Source organism: Halostagnicola bangensis (genome assembly GCF_054653435.1).
Window position 1 is genome coordinate 820,011 of the sequence record NZ_BAAIGG010000002.1, and the last position, 26,013, is coordinate 846,023.

The 26,013-nt window shown below is 61.1% G+C and carries 24 protein-coding genes; 13 read left to right on the forward strand and 11 right to left on the reverse strand.

All coding sequences use genetic code 11. The features are described 5' to 3' along the window. Positions 1-92 precede the first annotated feature (92 nt). The 3 genes from ACYQ14_RS05730 to ACYQ14_RS05740 all read right to left on the reverse strand — a co-directional run bounded on the left by ACYQ14_RS05730 (position 93) and on the right by ACYQ14_RS05740 (position 4,916). Entirely contained in the window at positions 93-2,570 is a 2,478-nt protein-coding gene (locus ACYQ14_RS05730) for a methyl-accepting chemotaxis protein (protein ID WP_459885786.1), read from the reverse strand. Further along, on the reverse strand, positions 2,567-3,826 hold the full coding sequence (locus ACYQ14_RS05735) for an ABC transporter substrate-binding protein (RefSeq protein WP_459885789.1): 1,260 nt from the start codon (positions 3,824-3,826) through the stop codon (positions 2,567-2,569). Before ACYQ14_RS05735 ends, ACYQ14_RS05730 begins: the two co-directional genes overlap by 4 nt. A 295-nt stretch (positions 3,827-4,121) precedes the next feature. Continuing rightward, positions 4,122-4,916 (reverse strand): N-acyl homoserine lactonase family protein, encoded by a 795-nt coding sequence (locus tag ACYQ14_RS05740; protein ID WP_459885792.1) that lies wholly within the window; start codon positions 4,914-4,916, stop codon positions 4,122-4,124. A gap of 132 nt (positions 4,917-5,048) precedes the next feature. Here ACYQ14_RS05740 and ACYQ14_RS05745 point away from each other — a divergent pair, with 132 nt between their 5' ends. From ACYQ14_RS05745 to ACYQ14_RS05755, 3 genes are all read left to right on the forward strand, one after another. Next, entirely contained in the window at positions 5,049-5,183 is a 135-nt protein-coding gene (locus tag ACYQ14_RS05745; RefSeq protein ID WP_283834486.1) for a transporter, read from the forward strand. Between the two features lie 327 nt (positions 5,184-5,510). Beyond that, complete coding sequence (locus ACYQ14_RS05750) at positions 5,511-6,164, forward strand: hypothetical protein (RefSeq protein ID WP_459885795.1); 654 nt, start codon at positions 5,511-5,513, stop codon at positions 6,162-6,164. Between the two features lie 131 nt (positions 6,165-6,295). Then, complete coding sequence (locus ACYQ14_RS05755; RefSeq protein WP_459885798.1) at positions 6,296-6,829, forward strand: halocyanin domain-containing protein; 534 nt, start codon at positions 6,296-6,298, stop codon at positions 6,827-6,829. Positions 6,830-6,862: 33 nt separating this feature from the next. On the opposite strand, the gene ACYQ14_RS05760 is transcribed toward ACYQ14_RS05755, so the two are convergent. Further along, a complete protein-coding gene (locus tag ACYQ14_RS05760) occupies positions 6,863-7,564 on the reverse strand; it encodes a metallophosphoesterase (protein WP_459885801.1) in 702 nt (233 codons plus the stop codon). Beyond that, complete coding sequence (gene artA, locus ACYQ14_RS05765; protein ID WP_459885804.1) at positions 7,551-8,594, reverse strand: archaeosortase A; 1,044 nt, start codon at positions 8,592-8,594, stop codon at positions 7,551-7,553. Before artA ends, ACYQ14_RS05760 begins: the two co-directional genes overlap by 14 nt. A gap of 183 nt (positions 8,595-8,777) precedes the next feature. Between artA and ACYQ14_RS05770 the strand changes: the two genes are divergently transcribed. Continuing rightward, a complete protein-coding gene (locus ACYQ14_RS05770) occupies positions 8,778-9,560 on the forward strand; it encodes an SDR family NAD(P)-dependent oxidoreductase (protein ID WP_459885807.1) in 783 nt (260 codons plus the stop codon). A 41-nt stretch (positions 9,561-9,601) separates the two neighbouring features. Here ACYQ14_RS05770 and ACYQ14_RS05775 read toward each other — a convergent pair whose 3' ends face one another. The 5 genes from ACYQ14_RS05775 to ACYQ14_RS05795 all read right to left on the reverse strand — a co-directional run bounded on the left by ACYQ14_RS05775 (position 9,602) and on the right by ACYQ14_RS05795 (position 13,056). Next, positions 9,602-10,102 (reverse strand): gamma carbonic anhydrase family protein, encoded by a 501-nt coding sequence (locus tag ACYQ14_RS05775; protein WP_459885810.1) that lies wholly within the window; start codon positions 10,100-10,102, stop codon positions 9,602-9,604. 88 nt (positions 10,103-10,190) lie between these two features. After that, the gene (locus ACYQ14_RS05780; RefSeq protein ID WP_459885813.1) at positions 10,191-10,463 is read right to left on the reverse strand and encodes a DUF3006 domain-containing protein; all 273 of its coding nucleotides are present in this window, start codon (positions 10,461-10,463) and stop codon (positions 10,191-10,193) included. Further along, positions 10,463-11,458 carry a ComEC/Rec2 family competence protein gene (locus ACYQ14_RS05785; RefSeq protein ID WP_459889994.1) on the reverse strand — a complete coding sequence of 332 codons (996 nt, stop codon included), beginning with the start codon at positions 11,456-11,458 and terminating at the stop codon, positions 10,463-10,465. Before ACYQ14_RS05785 ends, ACYQ14_RS05780 begins: the two co-directional genes overlap by 1 nt. Before the next feature lie 286 nt (positions 11,459-11,744). Further along, positions 11,745-12,140, reverse strand: a complete 396-nt coding sequence (locus ACYQ14_RS05790) for an OsmC family protein (protein ID WP_459885816.1) — start codon at positions 12,138-12,140, stop codon at positions 11,745-11,747. Between the two features lie 187 nt (positions 12,141-12,327). Further along, positions 12,328-13,056: a metal-dependent hydrolase gene (locus tag ACYQ14_RS05795; protein WP_459885819.1), complete on the reverse strand. Its 729-nt coding sequence runs from the start codon at positions 13,054-13,056 to the stop codon at positions 12,328-12,330. A 210-nt stretch (positions 13,057-13,266) separates the two neighbouring features. On the opposite strand from ACYQ14_RS05795, the gene ACYQ14_RS05800 reads away from it, so the two are divergent. From ACYQ14_RS05800 to ACYQ14_RS05815, 4 genes are all read left to right on the forward strand, one after another. Then, on the forward strand, positions 13,267-13,530 hold the full coding sequence (locus ACYQ14_RS05800; protein ID WP_283834497.1) for a hypothetical protein: 264 nt from the start codon (positions 13,267-13,269) through the stop codon (positions 13,528-13,530). A 365-nt stretch (positions 13,531-13,895) separates the two neighbouring features. Next, positions 13,896-16,097 (forward strand): OB-fold nucleic acid binding domain-containing protein, encoded by a 2,202-nt coding sequence (locus tag ACYQ14_RS05805; RefSeq protein ID WP_459885822.1) that lies wholly within the window; start codon positions 13,896-13,898, stop codon positions 16,095-16,097. A 77-nt stretch (positions 16,098-16,174) separates the two neighbouring features. Next, positions 16,175-16,711, forward strand: a complete 537-nt coding sequence (locus tag ACYQ14_RS05810) for an SHOCT domain-containing protein (RefSeq protein WP_459885825.1) — start codon at positions 16,175-16,177, stop codon at positions 16,709-16,711. Positions 16,712-17,180: 469 nt separating this feature from the next. Further along, positions 17,181-18,842, forward strand: a complete 1,662-nt coding sequence (locus ACYQ14_RS05815) for a tRNA uridine(34) 5-carboxymethylaminomethyl modification radical SAM/GNAT enzyme Elp3 (RefSeq protein ID WP_459885828.1) — start codon at positions 17,181-17,183, stop codon at positions 18,840-18,842. Between the two features lie 596 nt (positions 18,843-19,438). On the opposite strand, the gene ACYQ14_RS05820 is transcribed toward ACYQ14_RS05815, so the two are convergent. Further along, positions 19,439-20,089, reverse strand: coding sequence for a hypothetical protein (locus ACYQ14_RS05820; RefSeq protein ID WP_459885831.1), 651 nt, complete (start codon positions 20,087-20,089; stop codon positions 19,439-19,441). 366 nt (positions 20,090-20,455) lie between these two features. On the opposite strand from ACYQ14_RS05820, the gene ACYQ14_RS05825 reads away from it, so the two are divergent. The 5 genes from ACYQ14_RS05825 to ACYQ14_RS05845 all read left to right on the forward strand — a co-directional run bounded on the left by ACYQ14_RS05825 (position 20,456) and on the right by ACYQ14_RS05845 (position 26,001). Continuing rightward, positions 20,456-20,929, forward strand: coding sequence for a hypothetical protein (locus tag ACYQ14_RS05825; protein WP_459885834.1), 474 nt, complete (start codon positions 20,456-20,458; stop codon positions 20,927-20,929). A gap of 116 nt (positions 20,930-21,045) precedes the next feature. After that, on the forward strand, positions 21,046-23,208 hold the full coding sequence (rqcH, locus tag ACYQ14_RS05830) for a ribosome rescue protein RqcH (protein WP_459885837.1): 2,163 nt from the start codon (positions 21,046-21,048) through the stop codon (positions 23,206-23,208). 166 nt (positions 23,209-23,374) lie between these two features. Further along, positions 23,375-23,848 (forward strand): Lrp/AsnC family transcriptional regulator, encoded by a 474-nt coding sequence (locus ACYQ14_RS05835; protein WP_459885840.1) that lies wholly within the window; start codon positions 23,375-23,377, stop codon positions 23,846-23,848. Positions 23,849-24,010: 162 nt separating this feature from the next. Continuing rightward, positions 24,011-24,589: a HalOD1 output domain-containing protein gene (locus ACYQ14_RS05840; protein ID WP_459885843.1), complete on the forward strand. Its 579-nt coding sequence runs from the start codon at positions 24,011-24,013 to the stop codon at positions 24,587-24,589. 113 nt (positions 24,590-24,702) lie between these two features. Then, on the forward strand, positions 24,703-26,001 hold the full coding sequence (locus ACYQ14_RS05845) for a CobW family GTP-binding protein (protein ID WP_459885846.1): 1,299 nt from the start codon (positions 24,703-24,705) through the stop codon (positions 25,999-26,001). Positions 26,002-26,013 lie beyond the last annotated feature (12 nt).

A 26,013-nucleotide genomic window follows, 5' to 3' on the forward strand; every position in this document is an offset into this window, starting at 1 on the left:
GTGAGCCGTTCGATCGTGTTTCAGAATTCCGCTATCGTCGGTTCTCGGCCGGTATCTGACGATCACCGATTCTCGAGTTCCGCTGCTCGAGCCTACCTGCTCCCTGTCGAGTAACCGCCATCGGTCGCCGCGGATTCGGTCGAACGGGCGGACTGACCGCCGCGGGCATCCGCCACGTCCGTATCGAAGCGCTCGAGTGTATCCGAGAGCTCCCCAGCCTGCTGTGCGAGGCTGTTGACGTTCTCCGTGACGCCGGTGAGCGACGCCGTCTGTTCTTCGGCGGCCGCGGAGACGTTTCCGGCTTCCGCGGCGGATTCTTCGCTGCTCGTGGCGATTTCGTCGACGGCAGAGACCATCTGTTCGGTCGACGCGGATTGTTCTTCCGTCGCGGTGGAGATTTCCTGGACGCCGCCGTTCGTTTCCTCGGCGTAGTCAGCAATCTCGGTTAGCGATTCGACCGCCGGCTCGACGGCCTCGGTCCCCTGCTGGACTCGGTCGCTCGTTTCCTCGACGACGCGGACGGATTCGTCGGTCCGCTCGCGGATCGTCTCGATTCGCGTCTCGATTTCGCCCGCAGTCTCTTTTGCGTCGGCCGAGAGACTCTTGATCTCCTGGGCGACCGTTCCGAACCCATCGGAGTTGCCGCCGTTACCTGCTCGAGCCGCTTCGATACTGGCGTTCAGGGCCAACAGGTTGGTCTGATCGGCCACGTCCGAAATCGCTTCGACGAGTTCGTCGATCTGCTCGACTTCCGCCTCGAGCGATCGAATCGTGTCGACGGCCCGCTCCGCTTCGGTCTCGACCTCGTTCATCTCCGAAATCGCCTCTTCGGCGGCTTCTCGGCCGCGGTGGCTCGAGTCGACGGTTCGTTCCGCGACGGTTTCGACCTGCGTCGCCGTCGAGGCGATCTCTTCCGTGCTCGCGGAGAGTCCGGCCAGTTCCGATTCGAGCGTCTGGAGTTTTTCGCTCTGTCGCTCGGAGACATCGGAAATCTCCTGAATCGATTCGGCGACCTGTTCACTCGCGTGTTGGACCTCCGTGCTCGAGGCATTGACCTGCTCGCTCGCCGCCGTAACGTCGTTTGCGAACTGTTTGACGTCTGCGACCGCCCCTTCCATCTCCGCTAACATCTGGTTGAACTCACGGCCGATTTCAGCCATCTGTTCGTTGTCGATCCGAACGTCTGCGCGAACGGTGAGATCGCCCTCGGCCGCGGCCCGCATGGTCGTGCTGTACTGATCGGCCGCACGCTGGAGGTCGTCCATCACCGTTTGTACGTGCTCGCGTTCTGCTTCGGCTTCCTCCTGTGCGGCTTCGGCTTCCGCCTGCGCGGTCTCGGCCTCGGCTCTCGAGGCTTCGGCTTCAGTCTGAGCCTGCTCAGCTTCGGTGATCTGCGTCCGAAGCGTTTCGCGCATCTCGTCGAACGCCCGGTACAGTTGACCCACTTCGTCGATCCGATCCGTCTGGAGATCCACCGAGAGATCTCCGTTTTCCATTCGCTCGGCACGGTTTCGGAGATCCTCCAGGGGCGTCACGGTCTGTCGGGCAAGGAAGTAACAGCCCAGCAACAACGAAATGACCCCCGCGCCGATGACGAAGAGGACGCTCCAGCCGACCGCATCGCTCGCGGCGAAGGCCTGTTCTTCGGGAACCGTGGTGACCGCAACCCAGTTGTTGTCCGCGGTTGCCGCGTAGGCAGTCACCAGGTCGTCGTCGCCGCGGTCGAACGCGGTCCCGTCACGAACCGTTCCGAGTTCTTCGATGATTTCCTCGTCGGGGTCACCGCCGAGTTCGTCGCTCGCGAGGACCGTCTCGCCGTCGGTAGTTACGATCATCGTCTCCTGATCCTCGTGGAGTTGCTGGAGCCCGTCCACGCGGTACTCGATCGTCCCGACGACGACGGCGATCCGCGCTTCGTCACCTTCGACCGGGCTCGCAAAGGACATCACCTGATCGTCGAGGGTCCCGGACTGATAGGCGGTCGGCGAGTGCCAGACATCGTTAGCCGCCGTCAGGTCGACGCCGGGCTCAATGTCAGTCCACGGCTCGTCGACGCTCGAGAGCGACTCATCCCGGAGTTCCCCGTTCGTACTCGTCAGGACTTCGTCCTCGTTGGTGTCGATAACGTGGACTTCTCTGACGTCGACGGGGAGCGTCGCCTGTTCCTGAATAACTTGCGCTTCGGCCGCTTCCGCTTCGGTACCCGCCAGCTCCGAGGACGAGGAGACGGATCGAGTCTGTGACTCCATCGAGATCATCCACTCGTTGATCGAATCGGCGTGCATGTCGACCGTCGCCGTGAGCTGTTCCTCGGCGTCGTTCTCGACGGTATTTTCTGCGTCGACGTAACCCAGTCCGCCGACGACCGAGAGGACGACGATGATCAAGAGAATCGAGATGACGAACTTGGCTCTGAAACTCCCGCGAATCGCGGACGGCACGGCGCTCGAGAGTCGGCTCACGATCGAGCCGACAGTTCCGGACGGTCCGTCGGAATCCGGAGTATCGCTCGAGCCGACTCCGGCTTCGTTCGACGGATCGACGGCGGTCGTCGGGTCGGTATCGGTCATTGGGCTCCCTCCCCCGGCGTCCGTTCGCCGAGAACGGAGATCCCGTCGGATTCGAATCTGAAGTACTCGTACTCGACGGAGCCGCCGTCGCCGTTTTCGTCGAACTCGATTTCGCCTGCCGCACCCCGATACCGGACCGGTTCACCCGCCGCGGCGAGTTCGATACCGTCGGCGAGTTCGCCCGGCAAGATCTCCGCTCCGTCGCCTTCGGTTACGTCGGCCATCCGCTCGGCGATCGCCGCACCGTCGTTCGCTCCTGCGGCGGCGTTCGCCAGCAGTATGGTCGCCGCGGCGTCGTAGCTGTTCGCGGTGAACACGTCCGGGTCGACTCCGTACTCCTCGCGATAGAGCGAGGTGAACGCGTCTTGGCCGGGACCGGTCGACATCGGCGCGGTTCCGAAGACGTTCGCCATCGGATCGTCGACCCCCTCGGAAACAGCGTCCTCCTGCAACGCGTCGCTGACGAAAACCGTCTCCTCGCCCTGGTGATCGGCGTAGTACTCCTCGAGCAGGGCGATCCCGCTCTCGGGATAGCAGATGAGAAAGAGAATGTCCGGATCGTCCGCCAGCGCCTCGCTCAATGGTTCCTCGTAGGACTCACGCTCCCCGGCGAACGGGACCTGTCGCTGAATTTCGCCGTCGAACGACGCCGAAAAAGCTCCAGAGAGCTGGCGACCATAATCGCCCGCCGTGTACAGGGTTGCTGCAGTCGTTGCGTCGTGTTCGGACGTTGCTAACTGCGCGGCGACGACGGCCTGCAACGAGTCGTCCGGAGCCGTCCGAAACGAGTAGCCCCGATCGTTGAGAATCGACATCGTCGGTGACGTACTCGCCGGTGAACAGGACACGACCGCCTCCGGGATCGTCGCCTGTTGGGTCATCTGCAGCGAGACGTCGGATGCCGCCGCACCGACGATGGCCGGATACCCCTCGTCGATCAGCGTCGCCGCGGCGTCGACCCCAGCCGCGGGAACCGTTTCGGAGTCGGCCGTCTCGGTTTCGATACGCGCGTCGAGATCCGACGCCTCGAGCTCGGCTCTCGGGAGGTTGGTCGCGTTCGAGAGCGATTCGCCCATCGACTCGAGGCCTCCGGATAGCGGAAGCACGACGCCGTATCGGAGCGTCCGCTCGGAGAGGGGCGGTCGGTCCTCGCCTTCGTCGTTCGAAAATACGTTTGCGACACACCCACCTAGGGCAGCCAGCCCGCCGCCAGTCGCCGCCGAGAGAAAGTGGCGTCTTCTACCACCCTCGATCATCCGTTCCATTCTCCAGCACCCGTTTCACGTTCCACACTCGTGAGACAGCACATACACATTCGTTCCCTGTTATGTGTTTCAATATTATGGCCAAATGTGGTGGGAGAAACCTTCTGCCACGGTATTAGGTCACATCAGACTACACTCGAGTTCGCAACCAAATAGAATGATTAGTTGATATGTTCGCGCCGGCGAACAAGCCGTTCGGCCTGGCTTCCATCGGGAGAACGAGCGTCGAATCGAACGGCGTATTCTCTTACCAACGGCTTCCGGTATCGTCGAACCCCTTCCGGCGTCACAACTCGTTCCGGATCGTCTCGAGGTCCCGCTCGTCGTGGCCACAAAGCACGATGGCGTCGCTCCGGCGTTGTTCGTCCTCGAGGAATCGTCGGCTCTCGACCCACGCCCGCTTGCTCCAGAGGAGGTCCCCGCCCATTGGGTGGCCCTCGTCGTAGTTCTCCCGCGTATAGGCTTGATCGCCCGCGAGGATTACGGTTCCAGCACCATCGAGATCGAGTCGAACGCCCAGTAATCCGGGCGTGTGGCCGGGAAGGTGAAGGAACTCGAGATCGGTGAAGTGCTGTTCGCGTTCGCCGTGGACGATACGCCAGTTGAGGTCTCTGTCGAAGTCAGCGCCGATGTAGGCGTCGCTTCCCGCGTCCGTTTTCGCGCTGTAATAGGCGAACTTGAACTCTCGCTCGTGGACGAAAATCGGCGTATCGGTCCCTTCGAAGGCGTAGAGCCCGCCCGCGTGGTCGAGGTGGAGGTGCGTCTGGATCACGTAGTCGATATCCGCGAGGGCAAAGCCCGCCGTCTCGAGGTCCTCCTCGAGTGGGCAAAGCCCGGTGTGTTCGAACGCCGCGTACAGTTCGGCGGGCCAGTGGCCCGAATCCGCCTCGGGATGGGAGCCCGTATCCCAGAGGATCGTTCCCTCCGGATGTTCGATGACGAGGTTGTACACCGGCCCGTCGGCCATCACCGTTTCCGGGTTCGGATCCGCCGCCGAACCCACCATGTGCCCTTCGAGAATGTTGTTAGCGTCGGTCGTTATCGTGCCGCGTTCGAGCAGGTGAACGTTCGCTTCGACCATACGTCGACAACGGAAGCCGGGGTGAAATACCTGCGGAGGACGTTTCATACAGAATAGAGGCCTTTTCGCGAGACGGCTCGGGGTTGCACGTGCCTGCCTCATCCATATATATTGACCTCTTGAATTCCCGGTGTGATCCAAATTTCCACGGTCGTGATCCTTCTCGGAGTCGTCTTTTTGCTCATCCCGATTCCGCCAATCGCGACGATCGCGGGAATCGTCACTATTCTCCTCGGACTCGTTCTCAGATTCGTCGCCGGGATCTGAAACGAAAGTAACTCGAGCGGACCCTAAAGCGAACGAGAATTCGAGTGACGGCGTCATTTCGATCCGCACTCGCAGAGTTCGTGGTGTGGCTGGCGACCGATTTTGGCATTCTTCTACGGATAATCAAGGCGGTTCACAGCGAGTTCGAATCACCGTTTCGTGCCGACTGTTTTTGTCCACGCAATCGAACACATGACTATTAACGCTCGAGCGGTAAGTAGCGGTAAGAGGTATTTCATCGAATATGTCACGTAGATACGCTCTTCAAGGTGGTGAACAGTGAATCCGTCCAGAATCGATTTCCTGGTCGACCTCGCCTACGGTATAATGATTTTCGTCTCGATCGTGCTCATCAACTTCGTCGGAACCGAGGTCGGTATCGCGTTCGGGCTTGGCGTGTTGATCTCCTACGTTATCCACGTCGTCTGGAAGATGGCTCGGTTCGATCCGGAGTGGATGACCGCGGAGGTTACACAGAACGTCGAGGAAACGCTCACTCGAGAAGTCGACGAAGTCATTGACAAACTCGAGTCGGTGAACGATCGCGTCGATAGACGACCCCGAACGGAAGAAGTCGAGGAGACTGTCGATCAGAAGGTCGATGAGACGGTTGACGAGACGGTCGAAGAAACCGTCGACGAGAAAGTCGACGAGACGGTAGACGAAACGGTCGAGGAGAAAGTCGAGAAAACGGTCGACGAAAAAGTCGTCGAGACTGTTGACGAGACGGTCGACGAGAAGGTCGTTGAGACGGTAGACGAGACGGTAGACGAAACGGTCGAAGAGAAAGTCGAGAAAACGGTTGACGAGACGGTCGAAGAAAAGGTCGAAGAGACCGTCGACGAAAAGGTGGACGAAACTGTCGACGAGACGGTCGAAGAGACCGTCGAAGAAAAGGTCGAGGAGAAAGTCGAAGAGATAGCGACCGAGGACGAGCCGCTGGCTGGCGACGACGACTCGAAATCGGATTCGACAAACTGACTCGAGCAACCGATTCGAACGAATCGAGGGGAGATTCGATCGACGTTCGTTCAACTGACTGTTGCCAACTCGTGGACGAGTCGCAGTATGCAGGCCATATTGGTTTTACCGTCGTCGGCACAGAAGCGGGTATGTCAGAACTCGACCGGCGAACGATCGTCAAAGCGCTCGGAATGAGTATTCCGCTCGGCGGACTCGTGAGTTCGTCAGTCTTCGCACAGGAGGACGAGAACGGAACCCAAAACGAGGACAACGACGACGGCGACGAGCCGGATTACGGCGACTGGTTCGACGACGTCGATAACTACGAGGAGACCGAAGACGAACTCGACGAAGACGAGGTGACCGTCGAAGTGGGGGCAGGTGACGACGGCTTCAAGTTTGAGCCCCCCGCGATCCGAATCTCCGAAGGGACGACGGTGGTCTGGGAGTGGACCGGCGACGGCGGCCAGCACGACGTCGTCCACGACCCCGAAGCGGAGGAAGACGAAGATATCGAAGACGCGAGCGACGCCGACGAACCCGAGTTCGAAAGCGAGCTTTCGGACGAGGAAGGCCACACGTTCGAACACGAGTTCGACGAGGCGGGAACGTACCTGTACGTCTGTACCCCACACCAGACTGTCGGCATGAAAGGCGCAGTCGTCGTCGACGAGTCCGAATGAATCTCTGGTAGCGGACATCTCCTCTCGCGGTGCTCAGAGGAGTCCTCGACACGCTTCGAGGGACGGAAACCAGAGCGTCTCCTCGCTCCCTTCGTCTCGAACCGCGGGATGAAAGCCGTCGGAGTCACGAACCAGCGGCGACTGGAAGTCCCGCCCGCCCATCCCGTTTACCGTCGCTCCGCGAGCGAGTCGGGTGAACGCCGGACAGACGAGCACGTCCGCTCCGTCGTACGCGCCGGGTCCGTAGAGAAAACACGGCAGTTTCCGTCCGTCGACCGAGAGCGCCGGGTGATCGTGGCCGACGATGTACCGTTCGGCCGTCGAACTCGGCTCCTCGTGACCGTGACAGACCACGGTCTTGCCGTCCTCGAGTCGATACTCCTCGCGAGCGGCTCCGTCGTAGACTCCCTCGAGCATCGTGTCGTGATTGCCGGGCGTGACGACGAGCGACGCGCCGAACGCGTCGATCAGCTCTCGTATCTCCTGGATAGCTGATTCGACGCCGCGTGGAACCCGATCGAACGAGTGCAAGAGATCGCCAGCGATCACGACTGTCGACGGCTCATGGGTCTCGAGAAGCGCCTCGAGACGGGAGATGCTGTCGCCCGAATCCTCGAGTGGCACCTCGACTCTCGAGGCGGCTCCTTTTCCCAGATGCAGATCGGCGGCGATGAGTGCGTCCGCCTGCGGGACGAAAACTGAACGCGAGGCGAGCGATAACTCAGTCTCCACCATCGGTTGTCTTGTCCACGTTGACTGCCTCCTCGAGATCGTATTCGTTCCCCGAGAGGATAAAGAGCACCTCCTCTAAGGGCTCGAGAATCTCCGGGAGGATCTTGATGAGGAGGTAGGTGATCCCCAGGAGTGCGATCACCGATCCGACCTGGGAGATGTAGTTGTGGGCGACGAGGTAGGAGACGCGATTGGCCTCCGCGCCCAGATAGGTCGTCATGATGTGGACGATCGTCTCCTGCTGGAACCAACCCCACGGCGATGCGAGGCCGATGAAGACGTTCCGGACGAGGTTGAGGAACCAGATGACGCCGATAGCGATGGCGAACGCGACCGCTTTCCGTTTGAGCGGCGCTTTCACGGCGGCGATGAGACCGCCGAAGATGGCCATGCTGCCGAGGCCGGTACAGGCCATGACGATGTAGGTCGTCCGACCCGTGACGGTTTCCTCGGAGTCGAAGTCAAAGCGGCTCTCGTAGCCGTTGGTCCCTTCGACGATCCCCGGACTGTGACCGAGCAGTTCCATGCCGAAGTGGGTCTGGGCGGCGGTTGTCTCGATCAACCATTCGCGGACGAACGGGATCGTCTCTGCGGGAAGATAGATCAACCCCATGATCGCGACGGCCTTCGAGAGCAACAACAACGACTCCCGGCCGCCCACGAGGAGGTACGCGGTGTAGGCACACAGCGGAAGCGCGACCAGCGCCAGTAACGTCTGAAGCGGGCTCTGAATCTCGTAGTAGTAGTGCGGTGCCATCAACAGCCAGAACAATCCGAACAACACCCACGCCGTCGCGGCGACGTGGCGTGCGGGGTCGACCGCGCCGCGCCACTGGAGGACGAAGGCCAGGACGAAAATCCCGATCGACGCCCACGCGAGCAGATCCACGAGTGCGATCGAGCCGACGATCGTCACCCGCGTCAATTCCGTAATTGCCGGAGTCATCGTCGCCGGGTTCGCGGCCTCGAGGCCGGCGCTCGAGTCGAACGCACCGGCCGCCGAAATACCAGTCGCCGCGGGGAGAGACGACATATTCACGTCGAAGTGACGGACTCTCGCGCTATCAACTTGACGAAAGGGGAGGCGTCGGGGATCGGTTCTCCATTTCGGACCCGCTTGAGATCTTCTCGTCGGCGGAGTCAATCGACTGGTCGACAGATTCCGGGAGCGAAAGGCGACACGGTGATTTATGCCCATTGTATGACAATGTCTGGTATGGTCCGTCCAACCTACGACTACGGCGACTCGACGGTCGTCATCACGGGAGCGAGTTCGGGGATCGGTCGCGAAATCGCACGCCGTTTCGGCGGATGCGGAGCGACCGTCCTCAACGGCGATATCGAACGCGAGCCCAAAGATGGCGAGACGCCGACGGACGAACTGCTCGAGGACGGCCCCGGAACCGGTGTCTACGTCGAGACCGACGTGACCGAACGCGAGTCGCTCGAGTCGCTCGTCGAGGCGGCCCGCGAGTACGGCGGCGTCGACGTGATGATCAACAACGCCGGACTCCAGATTCCCAAGCCGATGGCCGACGTGACGCCCGATGAGTTCGATCGCATCCACGCCGTCAACTCGAAGGGCGCGTTTTTCGGCACGCAGATCGCCGCAGAAGAGATGCTCGACCGGGACGACCCCGGCGCGATCATCAACACGGCCTCGATCAGTTCGAATCACGCTCAGTTCGAACAGGTTTCATACGATTCGTCCAAGGGTTCGGTCCGGATGATCACCCGAGGAGCCGCCCTCGAGTACGCCGAGGACGGAATCAGGGTCAACGGCGTCGCGCCGGGCCAGATCGCGACCGAGTTCACCGACGGCTGGGCCGAACAGGCTCGAGAGAAGGTCGAAAACGACGAGTTGCTCAAACCGGTCCCGCTGGGTCGCGCCGGAACGCCCGAAGACGTTGCGGGAGCCTATCTCTTCCTCGCGAGCGACGACGCCGCCTACGTCGCGGGCGAACTGCTCCACGTCGACGGCGGCTGGCAGACCTGCTGATCGGTCTCGGCGGTATAGTTAACCGACCGGAGCGATCCCGCTCAGTCCAACCGCTCGCTGGTTTCGGCGTGTTCTTTCGAGAGCGAGACGTAGCGTTCGGCGGTCTCTGCGAGCCTCGAGCCCTCGATTTCGGTTTTGGGCTCGGCGGGGGTTCCCGCGACGAGCGTCGACGGCGAGACGTCAGTTCCTTCCGTCACGACGCTCCCCGCCGCCACGACGGCCTTCTCGCCGATGTGTGAACCGTCGAGAACGACCGCGTTCATCCCGACGAGCGCGCGTTCGGCGACCGTCGCGTTGTGGACGATCGCGCTGTGTCCGATCGTCGAGTAGGGCTCGAGTTCGGCGTCTTCATGGAGGACGGCGTTGTCCTGGACGTTCGCACCTTCGCCGACCACGATCGTCCCGTGATCGCCGCGCAGGGTCGTGTTCGGCCAGACGCTGGCGTCCGCTTCGATCACGACGTCGCCGATAACGACCGCGGCGTCGTCCACGTAGGCCGAGTCTGCGATCCGGGGCTCCGTCCCGTTGAACGAGCGTATCATACGTAGGGCTGTCTCGAGAACGGGCTTGAAAGTGCCCATTCCTATCGCGTCGGTTACAGGTTCCGGCAGGCGAATTCCGCCCGCCCTGCTACTCGTCCGAAAGTCGTTCGGAGAGGTCGTCGAATCGGCTCTGGGCTTGCTCGCGGCGCTCCCGTTCGTCTTCGGCTTTGTAGGCCGTCTCAAGGATCGAATCCTCGTCCGCGCGAACTTCGAAGACGGCACCCTCGTGCTGGCCGTCGGCGGGAAGCTCCTCAATTGGAACAGTTCGTTCCTGGGTTACGGATCCGCCTTCCTCGAGCAGGAGCACCGCCGTTTTCCCGTCGACGATCCGGTCGAGGACGGCCGTGTATTTGGACGACATTAGCTGAGTGCAACACCTCCGGCGGTATCAATCGGGGTGCCTGCGTCTCGGATAACGTTTGCGGCGTCGTCCTCGTTACCAGCCTCGCCCTCCGATTTCTTCTCGAGCAGATCCTCGGGGTCGCTTGAGCCCTCGTGCTCGGTCGAAACGGCGCTCGATTCGCCGTCGGTCGTTACGACCACGTCGCCGTGGACGGCGGTCCAGTAGGTTTCGATATCGCGCTCGCCGAACTCCTCGAGCACCTCGTCGTTCGGGTGGTCGTACTGTGACTCTTCCGCGCTCGAGATGACCGCGATTTCGGGTGCCGACGCGTCGAGTTTCGGATCGGTCGAAGAGGTCGACGAACCGTGGTGACCCGCCTGATAGACGTCGCTCTCGAGGTGGTCACCCCACTGTTCGGCCATTCGCTCTTCGGCGTCTTCCTCGGCATCGCCCGTCGTGAGATACGAAAACTCGCCAAATTCGATCGAGAGGGCAACGCTGTTGTAGTGGAGGTCGGTCCCCGAGTCTTCCTCGGGCGGGTTCAGAAACGAGGCCTCGAGCCCGTCGTCATCGACCGGGAGCTCGTCCCCTTCCGCGACCTCGAACAGTTGCACGTCGTGTCCCTCGATCGCGTCAAGGTAGTTGTCGTAGGTCTGGCTCGTGTGCGCGACGCCGGAATCGTAGGCCGCACCGACGCCGTCGCCCTCGTCCTCGAAGTGTTCGATGACCGCCGCGTGGCCGCCGATGTGGTCGGCGTGGCCGTGGGTCGCAACCAGATGATCGACGCGATAGACGCCGCGGTCCTCGAGATACTCGATAACGTCGGATCCGTCGCTCTGCCAGTCGCCGGTATCGATCAGGATCGTCTCGTCGTCGGGCGTGATCAGGAGCGTGGCGTCAGCTTGACCGACATCGATGTGATGCAGTTCGAGCTCTCCGTCGACATCGGCCGTCGACGGCGAGATTTCGTCGTCCGTCCCCGGAATGCCGGTACAGCCGGCGAGGACGAGCATCGTCGCCACGGCCAGTGCGAGTAAGACACGCTTCGAAGCCAACGTGCGTCTCGATGGGACTAGACGTCTCGGAGAGGACACACGCCCGGAAGGCAATAGATGGCTCAGCGCACTCATAAAGTGAAAAGGTAGCGTGCAAGTAAGGTCGTTGGGGAAACCAGTTCAGGCCTCGAGGTCTGCAATCGAGTACTGGTATCGATCGGTCGGTGGGTTCGATCGGCCAGTGGTTCGATCGGCCAGTGAGTCTCAATTAATCGGTTCTGTAGCGTCTCTAAGACTCAGTCGACTAGAACGCGCCACCCTCGAGGCTCTTGTCGGCGTGCAACTCGCTTTTCAGCGCGTCGTGGACCTTGCAGAGTTCGTCCGCGCGCTCGAGGACGTTCTCGGCGGTGTCATCGTCGACGTCGGCTTCGACCTGGATGTCGAACTCGATCGACTCGAGTTTGTCGTCGTCGTTTTGCTCGCCGCTGACGTCGATTTCGATCCGTCCCATGTCGTCAACGCCACGTTGTTCTCCGCCGACGCGGAGCGCGGGGACGTAACATGAACCATACGCGGCCAGCAGGGCCTCGAGCGTGTCGGGAGCGCCCTCGCCCGTCGAGTCGATGGTCGTCTCGAAGTCCCGGATTTCGTTCGTCGCGCTGAATCCTTCCTCGGACGTCGTGGTTACTGTTTTGGACATCTCATTGGGACGGTCAACAGCCGAGCGTGTAAACGTTGCCCTCAGTAGAGAGGAGATACCCTGCTCGCGAAAACGCCGAACTTCGGCCGTGTCGGACCCGACTCACTGTCGCACTGTGAGCGGTTCGTCGCCCGAGAGGCGGCGCTCGAGAACGGGTCGTACGACTGGTCCGGCAGACACCGAACGGTCACCCGCTCAGTTCGAACGGCTCGTCGGCCTCGAGCGCGTGAACCTCGGCGTCGCTTCCGGTCGCCGCCACTTCGCTCGCGAACTCCTCGGGATCCTGTTCGATCGGCGGGAACGTGTCGTAGTGCTGTGGGAACGCGTGATCGACATCGAGCCAGTCAACCGCGATGGCGGCCTGCCATGGCCCCATTGTGAAGTGGTCCCCGATCGGGACGGCGACGGCGTCGGGCTCTAAGTGCGGGCCGATCACGTCGCGCATCTCGCTCATGAGTCCGGTATCGCCGGTGTGATAGAACGTCGTCGACTCCTCGTCGCTGACCTGCGTCGGCTTCGTATCGGAGATGATGAAGCCGCCGGGCATTCCGACGTCGTACTCGTAGTCGGTCATCACGCCGTTCGTGTGGTCCGCTCGGTGCATCGTCACGTAGGCGTCACCGCATTCGACGGTTCCCCCGATATTCATCCCCATGCCGCCGACGGCGTCCTCGTACCCGAATTCGTCCTCGGCGTAGGACACTAACTCCGGGGTCGCCACGAGCGTCGCGTCCGAGAACGCTCCCGCGTGGGCGATGTGGTCTGCGTGCCCGTGTGTCAACAGGACGTAATCCGGCGTCTCAATGTCGGACGGCTCGAGGTCGGTCTTCGGATTGTCGAAGAACGGGTCGATTAACAGCTCCGTCTCCCCAACGGTGACGTGCCACGTCGAGTGACCGTGCCAGGTGACTTCCATAGCGTTCGGGCTATTGTCTGACGATAACTTAAGTTTGGAGGAGAGCGGAGCTGTCATAGGGTCGTTCGTATCTATTTTCAGCCAGCCTGAGCAGAGAACGAGGTTCGGGGGACGAAACCGGCGACGGAGCATCTACGCCGGGAGAGAATTACGAACGACCCTATCAATCCGTATGCGTGTCGTTTTTTATCCGGCGCTCGTAGCACGACCATGCTCACGCTGAATCTCGAGGAGTTCATGGTGGAGTTGAACGAGGGATCGATCAAGAACGTCGGCGCGGCCAACAAGTCCGCGACTGTCAAACTGTTCGAAGTCGAGTCCGCCGAAGCCCGAGAGTTCGGCGACAAACGCGTCAAGCTCGTCCTCGAGGACGACGACGGAAACGAGGTGCAGGTGTCGCTGTTTCCCGAACAGATTCGAGAGATCGTCAGCGACGTCGAGGAACTCGAGGAGAACTCGCCGGTCTTCGAGTGATACGGTCTGCTGTAACGATTTACCGGTGCAACCACAGGGCGATCGCGGTTGCACCGGTAAGGACTTACAGCAGTCCGTATGGGTCGCTCGGGAAGCTGTCTTGTCGAGCGGCCGTCGTCGAAACGCGAACGATAACCGCTCGTCTTTTCCGAAAAATCAGACGTCGATACTGTCGTCAATTGCCGACCGTCTAGTCCAGCCATCCGTTTGAAGCGCCGATACGAAGGGACGGCGTCGAAATCGAATATTCGGCTTAGAGTCCCCTACACACCCATATTCTGGACATACTCGTGGAAATCGCTTCGACGACTCCCGCGGACGCATTTCGACAACAGTTTTAGGCCGAACCTGCTTGTTGCGAGTAGATGGGTAACTGTATCATCTGCGGCAAGCCCGTAGACGGCTTGGTCTGTGAGGCCCACGAGGAGGACGTCGCCTTCGAGTTCGAAGGCACCTCCGCCTCACAGCTCTCGCCCGGTCGGTTTTACCGGGGTACCGTCGACGGGTACGCTGACTTCGGCGTCTTCGTCGATGTCGGCGATCACGTCACCGGACTGTTGCACAGAAGCGAACTCGACCAGCGACTCGAGAGTCTCGACTGGGAGCCAGGAGACAGCGTCTACGTTCAGGTTCTCGACGTCAGAGACAACGGAAACATCGACCTCGGCTGGTCGATCAGACAGCAAGACCGCGATTTCCGCGGGAAACTGATCGAAACCGCCGACGACGAACTCCATCCGGAGGAGTTCGAGGACGATAGCTCGGACGAGCCCACAACGGACGAAGCTTCGGCCGACGACCCGACGGAGACGACGGCGTCGCCGTCCGAAACGAGTTCCGAAGCCGTCACGAACGGGACCGGCTCGACGGCAACCGAAAGCGGATCGTCCGAGACGACGAGCCCAACCGAAACGGCCGCCACCACCGAAAGCGCCGGCGCGGTCGAGTCGGTTGCAGAATCAGCCGAAGAAGCCGAGGACGTCGAAGAAGCTGAGGACGTCGAAGAAGCCGAGGAAGCCGATGGCGACTCCGACTTCGAGTTCGGAACCGAACCGTCGCTGAACCGAACGACGGTCGATGCCATCGAGTCACAGGTCGCCAGTATCGTCCGACTCGAGGGCGAGATCACCGGTATCCGGCAGACCTCCGGCCCGACCGTCTTCGAACTCAGCGACGAAACGGGGACCGTCGAGTGTGCCGCGTTCGAGGAGGCAGGCGTCCGCGCCTACCCCGACGTCGAACTCGACGACGTCGTCGCCCTCGAGGGTGAGGTCGAGCGCCACCACGGCGACCTACAGGTCGAGACCGAGGCGCTCGAAGTGCTCACGGACGAGGAGCGAGAGAGCATTCTCGAGCGACTCGAAGAAGCGATCGAACAGGAAGCGCGTCCGCCGGCGCTCGAACTGTTCGACGATCACGAGGCGGTCTCGGCCGTCGAGGACGAACTCTTCGAGGCCGCAACGGAGATCCGCCGCGCGGTGATGGAATCGCGACCGATCGTCGTTCGTCACCAGGCGACCGCTGACGGCTACATCGCCGGTGCGGCGATCGAACGCGCCGTCCTGCCGCTGATCCGCGAGAAACACACCCGCGACGACGCGGTCTATCACTACTTCGAGCGACGGCCGCTCGAGGGTCGCGTCTACGACATGGACGCGGCGACCGACGACGTCACCTCGATGCTCGAGGCTCGCGAGCGACACGGCGAACAGCTGCCGCTCGTCGTCCTCGTCGACGCCGGTTCGACCGCCGAATCGGCCGACGGCTACGACCTCCTCTCGCTGTACGACACCGAGTCGATCGTCATCGACGACAGTCGCGCCGACGAGGAGATTACTGAGTCGGTTTCGCTGGCAGTCGCGCCGTCGCTCGCCGACGCCGATGTCTCCGATCTCACTTCGACGGCGCTCAGCGTAAACGTCGCTGCCGCCGTTAACGACGACGTTCGAGACGACCTCGGGCACCTTCCGGCAGTGAGCTACTGGGAGGACGCTCCCGAATCGTACCTCGAACTCGCAACCGAAGCGGGCTACGACGAGGAGACCCTCGCCGAACGCCGCGAAGCCGTCGCGCTCGAGGCGTTCTACCAGTCCTACAAGGACAAACGCGAACTCGTGATCGACCTGCTGTTCGACGACGACGGGGACCTCGCGGCCCACGTCTCCGAACAGTTCCGCGACAAACTCGAGACCGAACTCGAGGCCGCCTCGGAGAACTGCTCCGCTCGCGGCATCGACGGCGTAACCCTGTCGATTCTGGACACCGGCTCGTTCACCCACCGGTACAACTTCCCGACGACGAAGCTGCTGTTGGATGCGCTCCACCGGCGCGAACGATCGCGAGCCGATCCGCCGTTCGTCACGCTCGGCGTCGGCGACGACGAACTGCACGTCCGCTCGACCGAAACGCTTGACGTCCGCGAACTCGGCAACGAAATCGCCGAGCGCGTTCCCGACGCGGGCGTCTCGGTCGTCGGCGGACGCGACGGCCACATCGAATACCTCTCGGGCGAACGCGACGCCGTCAAAGAGGCTACAGTCGAGACACTCGGCGAAACCCTCGCCTAATCTCGGATCACTCGTCCTGCCGTTCGATCGATAAATCGGAAGAAACATCTTTCGTCGTCGCCCGAGAAGTATCATCCATGAGTGACGATCCGGCGACTCGAGTCCGTGAGAACATCACGGAGATCACTTCGATGATCGTCACTGGCCTGTGGCTCGGGTTGATGTTTGCGGGGATCGGCGGCAACCTCTGGCTCGCGGTCCTATTAGTCGGGTACATCGTCGTCGTCCCGCTGGTCGCACTGTTGTTCGGCGACGAAGCGGACAAGGCGGAATGGTGGGACGACTGGTGGAGAGACGAATCCTGGGAGGAGTGGTGGAGCGGTGAAACGGACTCGAGCGATGAAACACCGACTCAGCAGGAATCCCAGAGTGGTCGAGAGACCAGCACAGGCCAGGACAACCGCGAAGCCCTCGAGACCCTCCGTTCTCGGTATGCCGCTGGAGAACTGACCGACGCGCAGTTCGAACAAAAACTCGAGCGGCTGCTCGAGACAGAGACGCTCGAGGACGTCGAGCAGTGGCGTGGATCCGAAGGCGACGCTCGAGGGAGAAACGGGCCGGGCGGCCATGATAAAAACTTAGACAGGGACCGCGATTTCGAGTACGAGACCTGAGAAGTGGATTTCCGAACCCTTGTTGGTATTCGAACGGAGCCGTGATACTTCCGAGTACGGTCGCTACTCGAGGGAATCGACATCGTTCAACGCGTGTGGGTTATCGACCCCGCTCCCGTCAGTACAGCAGCAGCGACACCAAAGGCCCTCAGCCCGCTGGCGGTCACACAGGGACATATCGCCTTCGGCGATAGGGGTCGCTGTGATGACCATGCAAGCGCCAGCGCGCTTTGCCCCTTCACTCCGCCAGGCCCCACACCGCATTCCTAATGCAGGCCTGCCCTTACCTGGGTCGCACGTCTCGCAACGTTGCGAGACGTGCTCCCGGCCACAGTCTTCGGCCGACCAACGTGCAGTGGGTTGCGCTGGTGTCCCACTCGAGCGGCGCACCGAATCTTCGCGGGGGTGACGGAGAACGTGAGAGTACAGTCCGACACGCTTATTCGCCGACAGCCCCGAAAACGGGGTAGTGAGTACCGACACGCCCGACCCGACCGAGACCGAAGCGTTCGAACGGGTCTGTGAAACGCTCGTCGAGCGGATTATCAACGGCGAGGTCGAGCGCGACGAGGTCGAAAAGGCCAAACTCGAGGCCTGTTCGGAGCACTCGGCACCCAAGGTGCCCAAAAACTCCGAACTGCTGGATTACGCGCCACAGGAGTACCGCGAGGACCTAGAGTCCGTGCTCCAGCGCAAGCCGGTTCGCACCGCCTCCGGCGTCTCGCCGGTGGCGATCATGACCTCTCCCGAGCGCTGTCCCCACGGGAAGTGTCTCTACTGCCCCGGCGGCCCGGACTCGGAGTTCTCTTCCTCCCAGAGTTATACGGGCGAAGAACCCGCGGCCGCACGCGGCGTCCAGAACGATTACGACCCGTACGGACAGGTTACGCTCCGCCTCGAGCAGTTGCGCGAGATCGGCCACCCCATCGACAAGGTCGAGTTGATCCTGATGGGTGGAACGATGACCGCCCGGAGCCACGATTACCAGGAGTGGTTCGTCAAGCGTGCGCTCGAGGCGATGAACGACTACGACGTCGACAAGGAACCCGAACCCGCTCAAGGCGTGAGCTTCGCGGAGGATCCCGAGGAGTACGAGTGGAAGTATCTCGAGGACGTCATCGCCGAAAACGAGACGGGCGACATCAGGAACATCGGGACGACATTCGAGACCAAACCCGACTGGTGTGACCCCGAACAGATCGACCGGATGCTGGATCTCGGCGGGACGAAAGTCGAGGTCGGCGTCCAGACGACCTACGAGCGGATCAACCGCGAGATGCACCGCGGCCACGGCGTTCAGGAGTCGATCGAGGCGAACCAGCGACTCCGCGACGCGGCCTTTAAGGTCGGCTTCCATATGATGCCCGGCCAACCCGGGATGAGCCACGAAATGTGCCTCGAGGACTTCCGTCGCATCTTCGAGGCGGAGCAGTGGAAGCCCGACTACCTGAAAATCTATCCGACGCTGATCGTCCGCGGCACGGCGACCTACGACTGGTGGCACAAAGGCGAGTACGATCCGTTAGACAACGAGGAAGCCGCAGAGCTTGTCGCGGAGATCAAGGATATGATCCCCCGCTATACGCGCCTCCAGCGCGTCCAGCGTGACATCCCAGCCGACTTCATCGACGCCGGCGTCTGGAAGTCGAACCTCCGCCAGCTTGCGCGAAAACGGATGGACGAACACGGCTGGGAGTGTGAGTGCATCCGCTGTCGCGAGGCCGGGATGAACGACGAAGAGCCCGAGAACGTCGAACTCGACGTCATGACCTACGAGGCCAGCGGCGGGACGGAACACTTCATCAGCTTCGAGGACTTCGAAAAGGACCTCCTGATCGGCTTCTGCCGGCTCCGGTTCCCGAACAAGCCGGTCAGAGGCGAACTCGAGAACGCGGCGCTTCTCAGGGAGCTCCACGTCTACGGCACCGAGGTCGCGATGGGCGACGAGGGCGAGACTGACCAACACCAGCATCAGGGGTACGGCCGCCGACTGATGGAGCGAGCCGAAGCGTTGGCCGCCGACGCGGGCTACGACAAACTCAGCGTCATCTCGGGTATCGGCGCTCGAGAGTACTATCGGAACAAACTGGGATATCATCAGGACGGCCCGTACGTGAGCAAGCGACTGTAGCGCCCGCCGTTCGATCCGTTCTCAATCGTCGTTGATGAGTACCAGCAGATCTAGTACACGAATCGGCACTCTCGAGCACCGGGTTCGTTATTTTCGCCATCTATGTGCTTTCGAGCTTCCATAAAATTCAACCAACCAATACCATAAAACATATACGACGGCGATTAGTATTACAAATTGCCGACAACCGTCGGCCAACATTGCCTATTTCCCACTCTGGCAATGTAACCGAACCACCCCGTTCCAACCGTGGAACCACCCCGTTCCAACCGTGGAACCACCCCGTTCCATCGCGTTGTCATCGTGTATGCCACGTCCGATCGTGGCGACGCGTATTCACCTATCTCGCTCGGGTCTCCCCCGACCCGAGCGGACCACCCTTGACCCAACAGCTACTCACACGACGGCCACCGTTTACGCAGGGAATCGCGTGCTGGCCCCGTTTACGTTCTCCATTCCCGGAGAAACATCAGTAGCTGGTTCGTCCCGGTGAGTATCGATCGCTGGCTGGTTTCAGAGGACCAAAGGGCTGTTCCAGAAAATGCGAATGGCTGGTTCAGAAGACCTGGTAAAGGAGTCGTCGCGGCCGGTCGAGACTAGTCGTCGATCGTTACCTCGAGTTCGAGCAAGCCGAGATAGCCCGGCGCACCGCCTCCGCTCTCCCGAAACTCCTCGGGCGAGGAATCGACGTACCTGTAGAACTCCGGTTGGGTTTGTGGGTAGTACGTAGAGCCGTCGTCGTGGTGGAGATACGCCGGCGAGTCGGTCTGCTCGAGTTCCTCGACGAGCGAATTCCATTCGGTGCTCTCGTAGAGGAACACGCCGAACGAAAATCGACCGGCACCGATCGCCGTATCCTTCGAGGTGAACTGCTTGGCCTCCTCGAAGGTGAACTCGTCGTCGCTCACCCATGCGATCGCCGCGACGTCGTCGGCGGTAAGCAGGTACGCGTCCCACTCCTTCGAGGCGTCGAACACGCCCCAGGCACTGCGGGGTCCGACGGCACCGACTTCGACGCTGAAGGCCGGAACGGACCTCGTCTCCTCTGATTCCTGGATGAACATCGCATCGTAGCCCGGCACGCGAATGCCGCGATCGTGATAGACGATGCCCTCGATATCCATCTCGAGGTCGATCTCCAGTTCGTCGACCGCTTCTTTGATCGAAACGGCTTGCTGGTCCTCGAGCCGGTCGAAAAACTGCGGGAGACGGTAGATATCCGACCAGCCGTCACGTTCTTCGGTCATCGGTCACGAACCCCTCCGTGACTCCGCTCGAGAGAGGGGATCGCGATTGGGTGGGGCGCTCCGTTCATGTGAGCACAACGGAGACTGTGACTGATTAGGCTTTCTGAATGCGAGACGAAGTATCCCTCGGGTACAGTCTCAGTGGAGTTGTGGCGGGCGGTATCGGTAGCGAACCGTCTCGTAGCGACGGACTCGAAAGGGGGGAATACTGAACGCTAGTCGCGTCCACTCGTTCGTAGTGTCACCCCAAAGACGGTGAAGAGCGAAACAAACGTTCGACTAGTCGAGAGTGTTCGTATCGACAATACTGGGGTTTTACTCCCTCGTTCGATGGGAATCAGGTGCTCCCTGCGAGCAGTGATACTAATGGACGACACGAATACAAGCGAGCGAGCACAGTCCCGGTACGATCGACGGTCCGTGTTACAAGCGACGGGCGTCGCCGCGGTGAGCGGCGCGCTATTTACCGGATCCGCGACGGCACAGCTGCCCGACGAAGTCTCGAATTCGACAACGGAGAGCTACGAAGAGTCACTCGAGCAAGCAGAGGCGGCGGAAAACGTCGCCGACGAATACGATTTCGAGTTACCTGACGAACCGGATACTCCAGCGGACGACTTTTCGGACGACGGAGCGACGGAATACGATTCAACGGAGGTCTCACAAGAGGTCACGAACGAATCGGTGCAAACGTCGAACGAATCGGTAGAGATCTCGGACGTTACGTCGGACGATGAAACGGCAGTGACAGAAGACGTCACGACTGAGCCGGCCGACACCTCGAGTTCCGTTTCTGACGAATTAGCCGCGCTCTCGGAACTGGAGTTCGACTTCTGGTAGCAGGTCTCGGGAACCGCATCCCTGCCGTTCGGACGGTATTGGAACGCCAGCATCCCGCTCGAGGCATCGTCGTGCGGAACGACACGCCTTTTGGGCCGCGCGAAGCAGTTGGAGGTATGGATCCGAAGCGGGAACTCACCAGCGTCGACCTCGCCGCGCTCGTTCGCGAACTGAGTGCCTACGAGGGCGCGAAGGTCGACAAGGCCTATCTCTACGGCGACGACCTCTTGCGGCTGAAGATGCGCGATTTCGATCGAGGTCGCACGGAACTCATCTGCGAGGTCGGCGAGACCAAGCGCGCCCACACGGTCGACCCGACGCGCGTTCCGGACGCTCCCGGACGACCGCCGCAGTTCGCAATGATGCTCCGGAACCGACTCTCCGGAGCAGACTTCGCGGGCGTCGAGCAGTTCGAGTTCGACCGTATCCTCGAGTTCGTCTTCGAGCGCGAGGACGGAACCACGAGGATCATCGTCGAACTGTTCGGACAGGGCAATATCGCGGTGACCAACGGCGAGTATGAGGTAATCGACTGCCTCGAGACCGTCCGGCTCAAATCCCGAACCGTCGTCCCCGGCTCGAGGTACGAATTCCCCGACTCGCGGACGAATCCGCTGACGGTCTCCCGCGAGGCGTTCGACCTCGAGATGGAGGACTCGGATACGGATGTCGTTCGAACGCTCGCGACGCAGTTGAACTTCGGCGGACTATACGCCGAAGAGGTCTGTACGCGCGCGGGCGTCGAGAAGGCCCTCGACATCGAAGACGCGACCGAGGACGAGTACGACGCGATTTACGAGGCCATCGAGCGACTCGCACTCGACATCCGAAACGGGAATTTCGATCCGCGTATCTACGTCGACGCCGAGGAGTCCTCGAGCGACTCCGACGGGAACGCCGACGGCGATGACGACCGCTCGTCGAACAGCGTCGTCGACGTCACTCCGTTCCCGCTCGAGGAACACGCGGAACTCGCCGGCGAGGCCTACGACAGCTTCGCGACGGCACTCGACGACTACTTCTTCCGAATGGAACTCGAGGACGAGGAGCCGGACCCGACCGATCAACGGCCGGATTTCGAGGAAGAGGTCGCGAAATACGAACGGATCATCGAACAGCAGGAGGGAGCCATCGAAGGCTTCGAACAACAGGCAGAGGCCCAGCGCGAGCAGGCGGAGTTGCTGTACGCGAACTACGACCTCGTCGACGACATCCTCTCGACGGTACGGGAGGCGCGAGAACAGGACCGTCCGTGGGACGAAATCGAGGAACGGTTCGAGGAGGGCAAAGACCGCGGCATCGAAGCCGCCGAGGCCGTCGTCGACGTCGACGGTAGCGAGGGGACGGTGACCGTCGATATCGACGGCGAACGGATCGGTCTACTGGCTCGCGAAGGTCTCGAGCAGAACGCGGACAGACTTTATACGGAAGCCAAACAGATCGCCGAGAAGAAAGAAGGGGCGCTCGCGGCCATCGAAGACACTCGCGAGGACCTCGAGGACGCGAAGCGTCGACGGGAGGAATGGAAAGCAGACGACGGTGAAGACGACGACGGCGAGGACGCGGCTGACGAACGGGCGGACCGCGATTGGCTCTCACAGTCGTCGATTCCGATCCGCGAGAACGAACCGTGGTTCGACCGGTTCCGGTGGTTTCACACGAGCGACGACTTTCTCGTCATCGGCGGCCGCAACGCGGATCAGAACGAAGAGCTGGTCAAGAAGTACTTAGAGCGCGGCGACAAGGTGCTCCACACGCAGGCCCACGGCGGGCCCGTCACCGTGCTCAAAGCGACCGATCCGAGCGAGGCCTCCTCGGAAGATATCGAGATTCCCGACTCGAGCGTCGAGGAGGCGGCACAGTTCGCCGTCTCCTATTCGTCGGTCTGGAAGGACGGACGGTACGCGGGCGACGTCTACGTCGTCGACTCCGATCAGGTGACGAAAACGCCCGAAAGCGGCGAGTACCTCGAGAAGGGGGGCTTCGCGGTTCGGGGCGATCGAACGTATCACGAAAGTACGCCAGTCAGTGTCACGGTAGGGGTCCAGTGTGAGCCCTATACGCGCGTCATCGGTGGTCCGCCGTCGGCGATCGAAGAGCGGGCGGTGACGACGATCGACGTCGAACCGGGACGGTACGCACAGGCCGACGCGGCAAAGCGAATCTACCGTCAACTCCGCGAACGGTTCAAAGACGAATCGTTCGTCCGGAAGATCGCCAGCCCGGACAAGATTCAACACTTCATGCCGCCCGGTGGCAGCCGAATCGCCGAAGAGTAGGTTCCGGTTCGCTTGGCACGGTCCTCGGGTGAATTTGCTGTTTCCGAACGGCATCCTCGAGAGTGCCGTCATCTACGAGACGGCGTCCGTGAGAGCGCTACCGACTTGCCGGCTAGGTGATTCATGCCGACCGTTTATACGCACCCACGATGGTTTCTGCGATAGCATGTCTGAAGACCTCGATGATATCGATCGGGAGATTCTGTACGCCCTCCAACAGGACGCGCGGAATAACTCCAACGCCGATATCAGCGAGCAGGTCGGCGTCTCCCCGAGCACGGTTGGAAAACGCATAACGAGACTCGAGGAGCGAGGAGTGATTCTGGGATATCGCCCGGAAATCGACTACGAACTGGCGGGACTCCCGCTCGAAGTCCTGTTCATCTGTACGGTTCCGATCGCCGAGCGAGAGTCGCTCGTCGAGTCCGCTCACGAAATCGACGGCGTCGTCAACGTTCGCGAAATGATGACCGGGAGGAAGAACGTACATATTCGAGTCGTTGGCGCCTCGAACGACGAGATCACCCGCATCGCAACAACGATCGATAACCGTGGATATGACATCACCGACGAGATATTACTACGGAGTGAGCGTGACTCTCCCGCTTCGGTCTTTCTCGAGTCAACTTTAGACGAGTAAGACTAACATGAACAATCGTTTTGTTTTAGATCGTTCGTTGAATGGATCTTTTCGGTCGTTCGTGGCTGAAATCCGGAATCGTTCGTTTTTTGGTTGCTTGCGAGGGATTCGAAAGTGATTATTCCCGAGTCTTTATACCGAGTCAAGCCTTGAAACAGACCAATGGAAACAACACTCTCTGGACCACTCGAGACACGGTCCAACTCACAGCCACTAAGTGTCCAGTTAGTTCGAAAAATCGCCGAGAAGGAAGGAATAGATCCAACAGAACTCGATGCGCCGCTGTACGACGTTATTAACCCCGAGGCGCTCAACGAACTTTTCGAACCGAGACGGAACGGAGAATCGAGATGCGGAACCGTCGAATTCACGTACCAGGGCTATCAGATCGTTGTCGAGCAAGACGACAGCGGTGGCGGTCCGACGATCACGCTCGAGGAGTCGGGAGACCAACCCCTCGACGCGAGCGGGGGCGAAGCTGAGTCAGACGGCGATTCAGTGCCGGATGCAAGCCACTATTGTCTCGACTGTGACTGGATGCTTCCGGCGGACGATGAGTACTCGACGAGCGATCGATCTGGGCTCGCGATCACCCACCACGTCGAGACGGGACACACGATCGAGGCCAACGACTCGACTACCGAATCGACTGCGCCGACCAACGCGGTTGAGGAGCTATCCGATGCATCCGACGAGAAGGCCGCGTTGGCTGCAACTGACGATTCGATCGTCACAAACTGATCGGTCGGTTACTGACCCTCGAACAAATCGAACTGAGTCCCGAACAGATCGAACTGAGTCCCGATTAGTCGGGACTACAACCTTTGTAGGTCGTGGGGTGCATACCGGAACGCATGCAACAGGATACGGTTCCCGTGACGGTCCTGTCCGGGAGCCTCGGTGCCGGCAAAACCACGTTACTCAATCATCTTCTCCGAAACGCTGGCGAGCGCGACCTCGCCGTCCTTGTCAACGACATGGGCGAGGTCAACGTCGACGCCGAACTCGTCGCGGCGGACTCGGAACTCGAGGTCGAGGGGGGTGTCGCCGAGCTGTCGAACGGCTGTATCTGTTGTGAACTCCAGGACGATCTCGAGACGGCGGTCGTCAGGCTTGCTCGAGAGCGGGAGTTCGACCAGCTGATCGTCGAATCCTCGGGCATTTCCGAGCCCGAACCAGTTGCGCGGCTCTTTACGACGACCTCTCGCGTCGCGGCCCGGTACGAAATCGATTCGCTGGTCACCATCCTCGATACGCGGCTCTTTCTCGACTCGTTCGAGGGGGAATCGATACCGGAACGTCGAGGGGCGAACGACGGAGGGGGTCCCGGGTCGAACCAGGATGAATCCGTGCGACCGCTCTCTGATCTCCTGATCGAACAGCTCGAGGTCGCCTCGGTCGTCCTACTGAATAAGACCGATCTGTGTACCGAGGAGGAACTCGACCGGGCGGAAGCGCTCGTAAACGCACTCCAACCGGATGCGGGGTTGATTCGAACTACGTTCAGCGCCGTCGATCCGGATCGACTCCTCGAGGCGGACCGATTCGATCCCGACGAACTCGGTGAGCTCGCGGGTTGGCAACGCGCGCTCGCGGAAGACGAACGCGCCGAACGCGAAAATGTCGATCACAACGACGACGAGACCGGCCACAGCGACGACGAGACGGACGACAACCACAGCGAAACGGATCACGACCACCGCCATCCCGACGAAGTCTACGGCGTGGATTCGTTCGTCTACCGCGAGCGACGTCCGTTCCACCCGAAGCGGTTCCTCGAGTTCCTCCAATCACTCCCCGAGAACGTCATCCGGTCGAAGGGAGTCGCGTGGGTCACGGGTCGGGACACCAAAGTCGGAATCGGTCAGGCAGGTCCCTCGATCCGGGCGACGGTTCGAGGGCCGTGGATCGCGGCCCTTCCCGAAGTCGACCGACAGCTGTACCGGTCGAACCGACCGAACCTCGAGTGGGACGACGATCACGGCGACCGAGAGACCCAACTCGTATTCATCGGAACCGGTCTCGAGGAATCCGAACTTCGATCCGAGCTCGAGGCATCGCTGGTCACCGATGACGAATGGGAGCAAGCCGAAACGCTCGAGAATCGGTTCCCGAACGAACAGGGAGAAGAACGCGTGCTCCGAGCGCCCTGAGTTCGTGCCGAG